This is a genomic window from Pseudomonas sp. B37(2017) (assembly GCF_002112885.1).
Taxonomy (GTDB): domain Bacteria; phylum Pseudomonadota; class Gammaproteobacteria; order Pseudomonadales; family Pseudomonadaceae; genus Aquipseudomonas; species Aquipseudomonas paraglycinae.
On record NZ_NEIX01000005.1, the window covers coordinates 40,816 to 55,732 of the forward strand.

A 14,917-nucleotide genomic window follows, 5' to 3' on the forward strand; every position below is an offset into this window, starting at 1 on the left:
ACGCAATGCGTGGGCGTTTTCGTTACTTCAGTTCAGCCAGAAATTTCAGCAGCGTGTCGGTCACGAAGGTTGGATTCTCCAGATTGGAGATATGCCCCGCCTCCGGCACCAGCACACACGGACAACCAATCAGCTCAGCCATTTCCCGTGCTTCCGACGGCGGGCGTGGCTTGTCCTGATCGCCGCAGACCACCAGCGTGGTGGCCGCATTCAACTCGCCCAGGCGCGGCAACAGATCGTCACGGCCAAAGGTGATCCGCCCCATCGGCACGATGCTGTCACGCAGGCGGTCAGCCGAATACCCGGCCAGTTTTGCGCGGAAGTCCTGATACAGCGCCGACTCTCGATCGATGCCCGGGCGAAAGAAGATCGGCACCACGATATCCAGCAGTTGTTCGGAGATCCCACCGCTTTCCTCGATCTGTTTGAACAGCGAGAAATAGTACTGGCGGGTCGGTTCCGGCTCGACGCCGACGTAAGTGTCCATCAGCACCAGACCGTTGAGCCGCTGCGGTGCCGACAACGCCAGACGCACGCCCCACATGCCGCCGACGGACAGCCCGACCAGCGTCACCCGATCGATGTCCAGATGATCGAGCAAGGCCAGTGCCTGACGGGCGATGTCGTCCAGCGAAGCGGTGCCTTCAGGCAAGCGACCGGATTCGCCGTGCCCCCACAGATCCAGTGCAATCACCCGATAGTGCGCCGATAGCGCTGCGATCTGCGGCGCCCACATGGCCTGGTCCCACAGGTAGCTGCCAGCCAGCAACACCGCCGGGCCTGTGCCTTGATCAATGTAGTGAAGCGCCTGTCCGTCAACTTCGAAGAAAGCCATCGATCACCCCCGCGACAAAAAAGAGAACCGGCAGACTGGGCTGCCGGTTCGGGATCGTCAACTATACAAACGTACATCCATGTGCCGGTTGATCGATGTTGAGATCACAGACGCTGAAGACTACAACCCCTCCAGCTCTGCCATCAGGTCATTCAACCGATCAACCTTTTCCTCGGTAATGTCGCTGGCCGCCAGCCCTTCGATGTACCCGGCCAGTTCCTCCACCGTGCTGCACTCGAACATCGCCCGCAGCGGCACGTCCCGTTGCAGAGCTTTCTGCACCCGCGAGGCGATTTGCGTGGCAAGCAGCGAGTGGCCGCCGAGTTCGAAGAAGTTGTCGCGTACCCCGACCTTCTCGACCTTCAGTACCTCGGCCCAGATATCGGCCAGGGTCTGCTCCAGCTCGCTGCGCGGCGCCAGGTAATCCTGGCTCTGCAACTGGCCGATCTCCAGCACCGGCAAGGCCTTGCGGTCGAGTTTGCCGTTGGCGTTGAGCGGCAACCGGTCAAGCCACAACCAGTGCAGCGGCACCATGTATTCCGGCAGTTCGGCGCGCAGGCGCTGCTTGATCCGCTCCAGGCGTTCGCTCTGATTCAGTGCGGAATCTGCGGCCACCAGGTAGCCGACCAGATGCTTGCCGTTGACGCCTTCCTGCACGCCGACCGCCCCGTCACGGACTTCCGGTTGCTCGTGCAGACGCGCCTCGATTTCACCCAGCTCGATCCGGTAACCGCGGATCTTCACCTGATGGTCGACCCGGCCGACGTACTCCAGCACCCCGTCACTGCGACGGCGCGCCAGGTCACCGGTGCGATACAGACGCTCGCCCGGCGCACCGAACGGATTCGGCACGAACACCGGCGCGGTGCGCAACGGATCGCTGACATACCCGCGACCGACCCCGGTGCCCGCCACGCACAACTCGCCCACCGCACCCAACGGCACCAGATCCAGCGCGCCATCGAGCAAGTACAGCAAGTTGTTGTCGGTCGGCGTACCGATCGGCAGGTAACTGCCGCGAGTCGAGGCCAGGTCGACGCGGAAGAACGCCACGTCGTCCGAGCATTCCGCCGGGCCATAGGCGTTGACCAGACCGATCTCCGGATAACGCAGCAGCCACTGGTGCGCCAGTTCCGGCGGCATTGCTTCACCGGTCGGCAGCATCCAGCGCAGACCGTCGAGGCTCAAACGATCCGAAGCGAGCATGCCCTGGATCAGCGACGGCACGCTTTCCAGCACGGTGATGCCCTGCTGCTGCACATGCACCAGCAAACCTTGCGGATCGTGGGCGATGGTGTTCGGCACGATGTCCACTCGCGCCCCGAACAGCGGCGCGGCGAGGAACTGCCAGACCGAAATGTCGAAGCTTTGCGAAGCGGTCTGGGCGATCACATCGGCGTCGCTCAGGTTCAGGTACGGCACCTTGCTCAACTGGTTGTTGAGCATGCCGCGCTGCTCGACCATCACGCCTTTCGGCAACCCGGTGGAGCCCGAGGTGTAGATCACGTAGGCCAGATTGTCCGGGCCGCTGAAGATTCCCGGATTCGCCGACGACATCGCGCCGGCCTGAACCTCTTCCCACACCAGCAAGCGCGGACGGTTGGCACAGCTGAACTCATCCAGCAAGGTCGTCGCCTGTTCACGGCAAGCCTCGGTGCACACCAGCACCGGCGTGCGGCTGAGCTCGATGATCCGTTGCAAACGCTGGCTCGGCAGGCCCGGATCCAGTGGCAGGTAACCGGCACCGGCCTTGAAGCTGCCGATGATCATGCCCAGCAGATCCAGATTACGTTCGCCCAACAGCGCCACCGGTTGATCCATCTGCACCCCGGCCGCGACCAGTGCATGACCGAGACGGTTGGCGTTCTGGTTCAGCTCGGCATAGCTCAGCTGCTGATCAAGGCAACTGGCGGCAATGCGTTGCGGATGTTGTGCGACCTGCGCTTCGAACAGCTCGACGTAGCTCTGTTCCAGCGGATAGTCGTGCTCACTCTGGTTGCAGCCGTGGAGCAGGAAGTCCAGTTCCTCTTGGCCAAGCAGCGGCAGGTCGGCCATGTCGCCATGGAAGCCGTCGACCAACGCCAGCAACAGACGCTTGAACTCGCCGAGCATGCGCTCGATGGTCGACTCGTCGAAGTAACGCTGGTCGTAAGACAGGTGCAGGCCCAGGTCGTCGCCCGGGTAGCACACCGCTGTGAGCGGGAAGTTGGTGTGGGTACGGCCCGAATCCGAGGTCGCGTTGAGGCTCTGCGCACGGTCCAGCACCGAGACTTCCACCGGGGCGTTTTCGAACACGAACAGGCTGTCGAACAGCGGCTGGCCTTTCGGCAGTTCGCTCTGTTCCTGGATGTTCACCAGCGGGAGGTATTCGTACTCGCGCAGTTGCATGTTGCTGTCGAGCAGACCGCTCAGCCACTGACGCACGCTGGCGCGCTGATCGTCCGCCGGAATCTGCACCCGCAGCGCGATGCTGTTGATGAACAGGCCAACGGTGCGCTGCATCTCCGGCATTTCCACCGGGCGCCCGGCCACGGTCACGCCGAACAGCACGTCGCGGTCACCGCTCATGCGGCGCAGCACCAGTGCCCACGCCGCCTGGGCGAAGGTGTTGATGGTCAGTTGATGGGCCTGGGCCAGCTCGCGCAGACGGGCGCCGTCCTCGACATTCAGTCGGGTGTAGCGGTCGCCGACGATCATGCCACCGCTTTCGCCGGCGTGTTCACGCAGGAACGGACGGTCGCTCGGGATCGGCGTGGTGCGCTCGAAGCCTTGCAGGTTCTGCTGCCACCACTGACGCGCTTCGGCCAGGCTCTGGCGTTGCAGCCAGCCGATGTAATCACGGTAGCGCGGCGGCACTGCCAGTTGCGCTTCGCGACCTTCGCCGAGGGCGGTGTAGATCTCGAAGAAATCGTTCATCAGCAGCGAACGGCACCAGGCATCGATCAGGATGTGGTGGTTGCTCATCATGAACCAGTAACGCGCCGCGCCAACCTTGATCAGGCGCAGGTGGAACGGTGCCTGATTGAGCAGATCGAACCCGGCCTCGCGCTCGCTTTTGAGCAGCGCTTGCAGTTTCGGCTCTTGCTCGGCGTCAGCGATGGCGCTCCAGTCCAGGTACTCGATCGGCGTGCGACCCGGGGTGTGGATCACTTGCAGCATGTCTTCGCCGACGTTCCAGCAGAACGATGCACGCAGCGCTTCATGACGGGCGACCACTGCTTGCCACGCGTGGGCGAAACGCTCGGGGTCGAGTTCGCTGTTGATGCGATAGCGATCCTGCATGTAATACAGACCGGTGCCCGGTTCGAGCAAGGTGTGCAGCAGCATGCCTTCCTGCATCGGCGTCAGCGGGTACACGTCTTCGATGTGCGCCGCCGGCACCGGCAGTGCATCAAGTTGCGCCTGGGTCAGTTTCGCCAGCGGGAAGTCCGACGGCGTCAGACCACCGGCCTCGTCCTGCAGGCAATGTTCGATCAGGCTCTGCAACTCGCCGACATAGGCGTCTGCCAGCTCGTTGATGGTCTGCGCGTCGTACCGTTCGGCGCTGAAGATCCAGCGCAGCAGCAGTTCCCCGCCGTACACCTGACTGTCGACGCTCAACTCGTTCGGCAGCGGTGCGTGCGGATCGTGGGCGGCGCCAACCGATTCATCCAGCGGTCGGAACAGCGCATCGCTGCCGAAGCTCTGGTCGAACTGGCCGAGGTAGTTGAAGGTGATCGGTGCATTCGGCAATGCCGCCATGCTCTGACGACTGACATCGTCGGCCAGATAACGCAGCACGCCATAGCCGAGGCCTTTGTGTGGCACGGCGCGCAGTTGTTCCTTGATCGCCTTGATCGAAGCGCCCTGCCCGGCGGCCTCTTCGATGTTGTGCGGGGTCAGGCGCAGCGGATAGGCGCTGGTGAACCAGCCGACGGTGCGGGTCAGGTCGATCTCGTCGAACAGGGTTTCGCGGCCGTGGCCTTCCAGTTGAATCAGCGCCGACGGCTGACCGCTCCAGCGGCACAGCACGCGGGCCAGCGCGGTCAGCAACAGGTCGTTGACCTGCGTGCGATAGGCGCTCGGTGCCTGCTGCAGCAGTTGTTTGGTGCGCTCGGTATCCAGACGCACGCTGACGGTTTGCGCATGACGATTCTCGCGACCGCCCTCAGGACGTTCGCACGGCAAATCGGCATTCGGGCCGGCCAGTTGCGCTTGCCACCAGCTCAATTCTTCACGCAGGGATTCGCTGCCGGCGTAGGCCTGCAAGCGTGCCGCCCAGTCCTTGAAGGCGCTGGTTTTCGCCGGCAGTTTCACCGACTGATCGGCGTCGAGCTGGCGATACACGGTTTGCAGATCGTCGAGCAGAACGCGCCACGACACACCGTCGACCACCAAGTGATGGATCGCAACGAACAGCCGTTGCTGACCTTCCGGCCCATCGACCAGCACGGCACGCAGCAGCGGGCCCTGGGCAAGGTCGAGACTGCGCTGGGCATCGGCGAACAGCGCGGCGCATTTGTCCATCGACGGCACGCGAACTTGCCACAGCACGGCAGCATCGGTCACCGGTTGATGGGTCGCTTGCCATGCGCCGTTGACCTCGGTGAAGCGCAGACGCAGGGCGTCATGCTGCTCAATCATCGCCAACAGCGCTTGCTCCAGACGGTGCGGTTCCAGCGCCACAGTCGGCTCCAGCAACAACGCCTGGTTCCAGTGCTGACGCTCGGGAATCTCGGTGTCGAAGAACCAGTGCTGGATCGGCGTCAGACGCGATTCGCCCGTCACCAGACCTTGCTCGGCGGTCACGGTTTCACTGCGGCTGGCAACGGCGGCCAAGGTCTGCACAGTCTGATGCTGGAACAGATCACGCGGACTGAAGTGAATGCCCTGCTGACGCGCCCGGCTGACCACTTGAATCGACAGGATCGAGTCGCCACCCAGTTCGAAGAAGTTGTCGTTCAGACCGACCTGCTCGACGTTGAGCACCTCGCACCAGATCTGCGCCAAGGTCTGCTCCAGCTCGTTGCTTGGCGCCACGTAATCCTGACGGTTCAGCTCTGGATCCGGCGCCGGCAAGGCGCGGCGATCGAGTTTGCCGTTGGCGGTCAGCGGCATGCTCGCCAGCAGAATCAGATGGGTCGGCACCATGTAGTCCGGCAGTTGCGTCTTCAGGTGCGCCTTCAGCGCATCGCGCAGTTCGGCCTGCTCGGCTTCGCTTCGCGAAGCGACCTCGGTCACGAGATAGCCGACCAGTTGCTTACCGCTCGGCGCATCCAGCGCCAGCACCACCGCTTCGCGGATCGAATGGTGATCGAGCAGACGGGTTTCGATCTCGCCCAGCTCGATGCGGAAACCACGGATCTTCACCTGATGGTCGATCCGCCCCAGGTATTCCACCAGACCGTCGGCGCGCTGGCGCACCAGGTCGCCGGTGCGGTACATGCGCCCGCCATCGACGGCAAACGGGTCAGCGACGAAACGTTCGGCAGTGATGCCTGCACGCTCGTGATACCCCACCGCCAGACCGGCGCCACCGACGAACAATTCACCGGTCGCGCCTTGCGGCACCAGCGCCAGATCGGCGTCGAGAATGTAGGCCACGCGATCACCGATCACGCTACCGATCGGCACACTGCCGGCGCCCTCTTCCAGCACTTCAGGCGCAAGACTGGCCAGCGGCATGACCACGGTTTCGGTCGGGCCGTAGGCGTTGAAGAACAGGCTCGGTTTAAATGCTGCGCGAATCCGCTGCAGGTGTTCGCCGGTCAGCGCTTCGCCGCCGGTGATGATCATGCGCACCGGCAGGATGTCGTTCTGCGTCGCGAGGAACTGCGCCAACTGGCTGCCGTAACTCGGGGTGAAACCGAGAATATTGATCCGATGTTCGCGGATCAGGCCGCAGATTTCTTCCGCGTCCCACTGACCCTGCGCACGCAGCACCACCTGCGCACCGCTGAGCAGCGGCACCAGCAGACGCTCGGTGGCGGCGTCGAAGTTGATCGAATAGAAATGCAGTTCGCAGTCGTCCGAACGCATGCCGAAGCGCTCGATCACCGCCTGGCAATGCATGGCGATTTCACCGTGGGACACCACCACGCCTTTCGGCTTGCCGGTGGAACCCGAGGTGTAAATCAGGTACGCCTGATGCTGCGGCAGGCTGATGAATGGCAACTCGGTAGCCGGGTAATCGGCCAGCGCGGCGCTGTCGTCTTCCAGGCACCAGCGCGCCACGTTCGACGGCAGTTCGCCGAGTGCCTTGAACATCGCGCGGTCGCTGAGCAGCAGGCCGACGCCGCTGTCTTCGATCATGTAATGCAGGCGGTCGAGCGGGTATTCAGGATCCAGCGGCACATAGGCGCCGCCGGCCTTGAGGATCGCCAGCAGGCCGACGACCATTTCCAGCGAACGCTCCAGCGCCAGCCCGACCCGCACTTGCGGGCCGACACCGCGTTCACGCAGGGCCCAGGCCAGGCGATTGGCGCGAGCGTCGAGTTCGGCGTAGCTCAGAGTCTGCCCGGCGAAGGTCAGGGCCGGCGCATCTTTGCGCGCCAGTGCCTGCTCGGCGAACAGGTGATGAATGCACTGATCGAGACGACGCTCGCCCGGCTCGACGCCAAGGCTGTCGAGCAATTGCTGTTGCTCAGGCGCATCGAGCAGCGGCAGTTCGCTGAGGCGTTGTTGCGGGTTGGCGATCAACGCTTCCAGCAGGTTGCGCCAATGTTTGGCCATGCGCGCAATGGTCGGCTCGTCGAACAAATCAGTGCTGTACGTCAGGCAGCAACCGAGGCGATGGTCGAGGTCGGTGACTTCCAGGTTGAGGTCGAACTTGGTCGCCCGCGCATCGTTGGCCAGGTACTCGACAGTCATGCCGGCGAGCATGCGGCTCTGCTGGAATTCCCAGCGCTGCACGTTGCACATCACCTGGAACAACGGGTTGTACGCGGCACTGCGCGGTGGTTGCAGGGCTTCAACCAGATGATCGAACGGCAGGTCCTGATGGGACTGACCTTCGATCACGGTGTGGCGCACTTGCTCGAACAATTCGCCGACCGACATCTGGCCGTCGAGCTGGCAACGCAGCACCTGAGTGTTGAGGAACGCACCGATCAAGCCTTCGCTTTCCGGGCGGATACGGTTGGCCACCGGTGCGCCGATGCGCAGATCGGTCTGGCCGCTGTAGCGATAGAGCAAGGTCGCGAGTGCGGCGGTCATGGTCATGAACAGGGTCAGACCGTTCTGCGCGTTGAACGCCCGAACCCGTGCGGCGAGATCGTCGCTGAGGTCGAAACGGAACAACTCGCCCTGGTGACTTTGCACCGGCGGACGCGGACGATCGCCCGGCAGCTCCAGCAGTGGATGTTCGCGGCCCAGTTGCGCGGTCCAGTAGTCGAGCTGACGCTGACGCTCGCCGGACTCCAGCCAGTTGCGCTGCCATACGCTGTAGTCGAGGTACTGCACCGGCAACGGTTCCAGCGGCGATTCGCGATCGTCGACGAACGCTTCGTACAGTGCGCTGAGTTCGCGGGCGAAGATGTCCATCGCCCAGCCTTCGGTGACGATGTGGTGCAGGGTCAGGACGAAGTAATGCTCTTGCTCGGCGGTCTTGACCAGACAGGCGCGCAGCAGCGGGCCGGTCTCCAGATCGAACGGCAGGTGCGCTTCATCGTCGGCCAGTTGCTGGACTTTCTGCTCGCGCACATCGGCGGCGAGTTTCGAGAAATCCTTCCAATCCATGCGCACGCCGGTCTCGGCATGCACCTGCTGACGAGCCACGCCATCGATGCTCGGGAACGTGGTGCGCAGGGTTTCGTGACGCAGGATCAACGCTTGCAGCGCCGCCTCGAAACGCCCGACATCCAGCACGCCACGCAGGCGCGCCATGCCGCCGACGTTGTACGCCGGGCTGTCCGGTTCCATCTGCCAGAGGAACCACATGCGCTGCTGCGAGTAGGACAGCGGCACCGGCTTGCTGCGATCAACCTTGTCGATCGGCGGCTGTTTGTTGGTGCGACCGCTGGCCTGGATCTGGCGGATCTGCTCGGCGAAATCACCCAGTTCGCTGTGTTCGAACAAGGCACGCAGCGGCAGCTCGACGTCGCAGGCCTGACGGGTGCGGGAGATGATTTGCGTGGCCAGCAGCGAGTGACCGCCGAGGGCGAAGAAGTCGTCGCGCAGGCCGACCTGTTTCAGGCCCAGCACTTCGCGCCAGATTGCGGCGATCTGCTGTTCCAGCTCGGTGACCGGCTCGACGTGTTCGCGCACCTGCCATTGCGGCTCGGGCAAGGCGCGGCGGTCGAGTTTGCCGCTCGGGCTCAGGGGCATTGCGTCCAGGCGCATCAGTTGCGCCGGGACCATGTATTCCGGCAGCTCGGCGGCCAGTGCGGCCTTCAAGCGCGCGATTTGCCCGTCCTGATCTTCACTGACATCAGTGGCGGTGAAGTAGCCGATCAGTTGCGGGCCGGCGACGGTTTCGCGCACCAGCACGGCTGCCTGAGCCACGCCGTCCTGAGCCAACAGACGCGCTTCGATTTCTTCCGGCTCGACGCGGAAGCCGCGCAGTTTGACCTGCTGATCGAGACGGCCGAGGTATTCGATCACGCCATCATTCGTCCAGCGTGCGCGGTCACCGGTGCGGTACAGACGCGCCCCCTGCTCGCCCAGCGGATCGACCACGAAACGTTCGGCGGTCAGCGCCGGGCGGCCGAGGTAACCCCGGGCCAGGCCGATGCCGCTGATGCACAGTTCACCCGGCACACCGGCCGGCACAGGATTGAGATCGCTATCGAGCACGCGGCAGACCACGTTGCCCAGCGGACGGCCAATCGGCGAACGCTCGCCATCCGCCATGCTGCAATGCCAGTGAGTGACGTTGATCGCGGTTTCGGTCGGGCCGTAACGGTTGTGCAGTTGCACCGCTGGCAGTTGCGCCAACACGCGGTTGCGCAGTTCCGCCGGCAGCGCTTCACCGCCGGAGAACACGCGGCGCAGGCTGGTGCATTCGGCACTCAACGATTCATCGATAAACAGCGAAAGCAGCGGCGGCACGAAGTGCAGCGTGGTCACGCCATATTCTTGAACAAGCTGCGCGATGCGATGCGGATCGCGGTGTTCACCGGGACCGGCGATCAGCAGGCGCGCACCGGTGATCAGTGGCCAGAAGCATTCCCACACCGACACGTCGAAACTGATCGGCGCCTTTTGCATGAGCACGTCGGTGTCGTTCAGGCGATAAGAGTTCTGCATCCATTGCAGACGTTCGGCCAGCGCCGCGTGAGTGTTGCCCACGCCTTTCGGCTGGCCGGTGGAGCCGGAGGTGTAAATCACGTAGGCGAGGTTGTCGCCGTGCAGATGCAGACCCGGTGCCTGGCTCGGCCAGTTTTCCAGGTGCAGGGTGTCCATGGCGATCACGCTGACGCCTTCGCTGGCCGGCAAGCGGTCGAGCAATGCAGTCTGGGTCAGCAGCAGTTCGACGCCGCTGTCGCTGAGCATGTAGGCCAGGCGATCGGCCGGGTAATCCGGGTCCAGCGGCACGTAGGCGCCACCGGCCTTGATGATCGCCAGCAGGCCAATCAGCAGTTGCGGCGAACGCTCGGCGGCGATCGCCACGCAGACGTCCGGGCCGACGCCTTTGTCGCGCAGGTAGTGGGCGAGACGGTTGGCCTGGGTGTGCAGTTCGGCGAAGTCCAGGCTGCCGCCGTCCCACACCAGCGCAGTGCGATCAGGGGTTTGCCGTCCCTGTTCATTCAGCAGCTCCGGCAGCCATTGTTGCGCCGGGGTGCACGGGGCGATGCTCCATTCGCTTTGCTGAGTATTTTCGGCGGCGGTCAGCAATTGCAGATCGCCGATGGTTTGTTCCGGACGTTCGCAGACGGCACGCAGCAGGTTGCTCAAATGCTCGGCGAGGCGCTCGATGGTCGCGGCGTCGAACAGTTCATCGGCGTAGTCGAAGGACAGCGTCAGGCGACCGTTTCGGTCTTCTTCACTGTGCAGTTGCAGATCGAACTTGGCCTCGCGGCTGTGCCACGGTAGTTCTTCGGCCAGCAGGCCCGGCAGACGTTTGAGCGCACTCAGGTCGCGCTGCTGGTGGTTGAACATGACCTGGAACAAACCTTGTTCGCGGGCCTGCGGGAAGGCTTCGAGCAGTTGTTCGAATGGTAGATCCTGATTCGCCTGAGCACCGAGTGCAGCTTGTCGGGTTTGCGCCAGCAGTTCGGTGAATGGCAGACGCGAATCGACGTCGGCACGCAGCACCTGGGTGTTGATGAAGAAGCCGATCAGGCCCTGGGTTTCCAGACGCGGACGGTTGGCGTTGGGTACGCCGATGCGAATGTCGCGCTGGCCGCTGTAGCGATGCAACAGGCTCTGGAACGCCGAGAGCAGCAGCATGAACGGCGTGGATTGATAAGCCTGTGCCGTCTGGCGGATCGCGTCGCTGAGGCTGATCCCCAGACGAACGCTATGGCGTGCGGCGCTGTGCTTTTGCTTGGCAGAACGCGGATGATCGGTCGCCAGCTCCAGCGTCGGATGCTCATCACCCAACTGCGTTTTCCAGTACGCCAGTTGCCGCTCGCCCTCGCCTTGCGCCAGCCATTGGCGCTGCCAGCTGCCGTAGTCGGCGTATTGGGTTGGCAGCGGCGCCAGTTCCGCGCGCTGGCCTTGGGAAGCGGCGGCGTACAGGCGCGAGAACTCGTCGATCAGCACGTTCAGCGACCAGCCGTCGGCGATGATGTGGTGCAGGGTCACCAGCAACTGGTGATCTTCGTCGTCGAGGCGAACCAGCGTCACCCACAGCAGCGGGCCTTTCTCCAGATCGAACTGGGTGCGGGCTTCGTCCTCGCGGATCTGTTGTGCGCGGGCTTCACGCTCGCTGGCCGGCAGGTCGCTGATGTCGATCAGTTGCAGATTGAACTCGCCCGCTGCTTCGACCTGTTGCAGCGCCGCGCCGTCGCGTTCGAAGAAGCGCGTGCGCAGGGATTCATGGCGCTCGATCAGTTGCTGGAAACTGGCGCGCAGGGCGTCTTCGTCCAGTTCGCCGCGCAGGCGCAGGGCACCGGGAATGTTGTAGGCGCTGCTCTGTGGGTCGAGCTGCCAGGTGATCCACAGACGGTTTTGCGCCAGTGATTGCGGCAGCGCTTCGGTGCGCGACAGGGCGGTGATTTCGCCCTGGGCGCTGCCGCCGTCCTGTTGCTGCTGCGCCACGGCGGCGGCGAAGGCGGACAGGGTCGGCGCTTCGAACAGCAGGCGCAGGTTCAGCTCCAGGCTCAGTTCTTCGCGGACCTTGGCGATCACTTGAGTCGCGGCGATCGAGTTGCCGCCGAGCAGGAAGAAGTGATCGTCGGCGTTGACCTGTTTGACGTTGAGTTGCTCGGCCCAGATTTTGCCGATCAACGCCTCCAGTTCGGAGGCGGACGCGGTCGAGTCCTGAGCGGTTTCAGCAGTGGCTGATGGGAATACGGCGTAGCTGTCGAGGCTGCCGTCAGCCAGACGATTGCGGCAGGCCGAACGCTGCAGTTTGCCGCTGGAGGTTTTCGGCAGCGCACCCGGATTGAGCAGCACCACCACGCTCGGTGCTTCCTGATACGCCTCGGCCACCGCCTGACGGATGGCTTTGATCAGCGCTTCGGGCGGGAGGATTTTCTGCACGCTGCGGCTGATTTCCGCCGCGATGCCGATGCCTTCTTCGCCATTATGATTGACTGCGAACGCGGCGACGCGGCCCTTGCGCACCACCTCAACTTCGTTCTCGACAGTTTTCTCGAGATCCTGCGGATAGAGGTTGTGACCGCGCACGATGAGCATGTCTTTCAGGCGGCCGGTGATGAACAGTTCACCTTCGCGGATGAAACCCAGGTCACCGGTGCGCAGCCAGGTCTGGCCGGCGTGCTGGACGAAAGTCTTGGCGCTGGCCTCGGGGTTGCGCCAGTAGCCGAGGGCGATGCTCGGGCCGGCGGCCCAGACTTCACCCACGGCGTTGTCGGCCAGCTCTTCGAGCGTGTTCGGCTCGACGATCAGCACCGCATGATCGGGCTGGCTGATACCGCAACTCATGATCGGGCTGCCCTCGCCCGCTTCGGCGCGGTTCTGTGCCAGGGCCTGATCGTCGACGCGCAGGGCCGGAATGCCGGTGCCGCGCGGTGTGCCCGCGACGAACAGGGTCGCTTCCGCCAGACCGTAGGACGCCATGAAACTGTCTTCGCTGAAACCGCATGCGGTGAATTTCTCGGCGAAGCGTTCGAGGGTGTCGAGACGGATCGGCTCGGAGCCGGAATAAGCCACGCGCCAACGGCTCAGGTCGAGACGCTCCAGCGCCGATTCGCTGACCCGTTCGCTGCACAGTCGGTAGGCGAAGTCAGGGCCACCGCTGATGGTGCCGCCGTATTGGCTGATCGCTTCGAGCCAGCGCAACGGTCGGCCGAGGAAGTACGCCGGCGACATCAGGATGCACGGCACGCCGCTGAAGATCGGTTGCAGCAGACCGCCGATCAAGCCCATGTCGTGGTATAGCGGCAGCCAGCTGACGATCACGTCGTCGGGGTTTACGTCGATGCCGAAGCCGTGGCGAATCAGCAGTTCGTTGGCCACCAGGTTGCCGTGGCTGACCTGCACGCCCTTGGGCAGCGCAGTGGAGCCGGAGGTGTATTGCAGGAAGGCGATGTGGTCTTGCGGCAAGGTCGGTTCGACCCAGCGTTCGGCCAGCGCAGTATCGAGGGTATCGACGCACAACAGCGGTGGCGCGCCTTCGATTTGCTGCAGGGCGTCGCGCAGGTCGGCGCTGGTCAGCAGCAGACGCGGTTCGGCGTCGGCGATGATCGACAGCACGCGATCCTGATGGTGACGCTTGGCCGATTCCGGCGGATAAGCCGGCACCGCGATCACGCCCGCGTACAGGCAACCAAAGAACGCCGCCACGTAATCCGGGCCGCTCGGAAACAGCAGCACCGCGCGATCACCGAATCCGGCCTCGGCCTGCAATGCGGCAGCGATGGTGCGCGCACGCCGATCGAGTTCGCGATAACTGAGCACCACAGCCTGTTCCTCGGTTTCGGCGAGAAAGCGCAAGGCCAGCCGATCCGGCGTCAGGGCCGCGCGGCGCTGGAGGGCTTGGACCAGGGTGCTGGGGAGTTCGAACGCGTCGGTCATGAGGTTTCCTGCCTGAATTCGGCTTGCTGGTGGAATCGGGTTGGCTGCGGCATGCCCGTGCAAGGCATGCGGGACACGGTCTTCGCCGACCGTGCAAGGCATTGGAATGCGGTAGGTCCGGGGCTGCGTACCCGGATCCATTCACCAATGAGAACGGATGACGTCTTGAAATAATTAGTCGGCAGGCTGGATCGCCAACGGGGCTGGGCGCTTGGGCGAGTGCGGCGGCGTGTCGCAGTTCTCAGATCGCACTGTTATGGATCATTAGTTCTCTTTCTCAATTGACAATCATTATCATTCAACATAATTTGTCGCTCGATGTGTAGGACGGCCCCGTCCCCCAGGCGTCCCACTAACCTATTGGCAGCAAGGTGATTTCCATGACGGAACAAGTATCCACAAGCAGGTGCGATTCACCGCTACTTCAGGCATTCGTCGACAATCGACTGATTCTGGTCAAGATTGCAGCCCGCATTACCGGCTGCCGGTCACGCGCCGAAGATGTGGTTCAGGATGCGTTCTTCCGACTGCAGTCGGCACCGCCGATCACGTCGTCGATCAAGGCCCAGCTGAGTTATCTGTTCCAGATCGTGCGCAACCTGGCGATCGATCACTACCGCAAACAGGCGCTGGAGCAGAAGTACGCCGGCCCCGAGGAGGAAGGGTTGAACGTGGTCATTCAGGGCGCTTCGCCGGAAACCTCGCACATCAATTTCTCGACCCTGGAACACATCGCCGATGCGCTGACCGAGCTGCCGGTCCGCACCCGCTATGCGTTCGAGATGTACCGTCTGCACGGCGTGCCGCAGAAGGACATCGCCAAGGAACTCGGCGTTTCGCCGACCCTGGTCAACTTCATGATCCGTGATGCGCTAGTGCACTGCCGCAAGGTATCCGGCAGCCGCGCCGATGCAGTGTCCGCGAACCGTCGCTGATAAAACCGACCGCAAAAAAAGATCG

3 protein-coding genes are annotated in these 14,917 nt (G+C 63.5%); 1 reads left to right on the forward strand and 2 read right to left on the reverse strand.

What is annotated here, in order from left to right; translation table 11 throughout:
- Positions 1–22: 22 nt before the first annotated feature.
- Together CAF90_RS14475 and CAF90_RS14480 are read right to left on the reverse strand one after the other, a co-directional pair.
- On the reverse strand, positions 23–835 hold the full coding sequence (locus tag CAF90_RS14475) for an alpha/beta fold hydrolase (protein WP_085607093.1): 813 nt from the start codon (positions 833–835) through the stop codon (positions 23–25).
- 120 nt (positions 836–955) lie between these two features.
- Entirely contained in the window at positions 956–13,957 is a 13,002-nt protein-coding gene (locus CAF90_RS14480) for a non-ribosomal peptide synthetase (RefSeq protein ID WP_085607095.1), read from the reverse strand.
- Between the two features lie 380 nt (positions 13,958–14,337).
- Between CAF90_RS14480 and CAF90_RS14485 the strand changes: the two genes are divergently transcribed.
- The gene (locus tag CAF90_RS14485) at positions 14,338–14,892 is read left to right on the forward strand and encodes an RNA polymerase factor sigma-70 (protein WP_007955779.1); all 555 of its coding nucleotides are present in this window, start codon (positions 14,338–14,340) and stop codon (positions 14,890–14,892) included.
- The last annotated feature ends 25 nt before the right edge of the window (positions 14,893–14,917 follow it).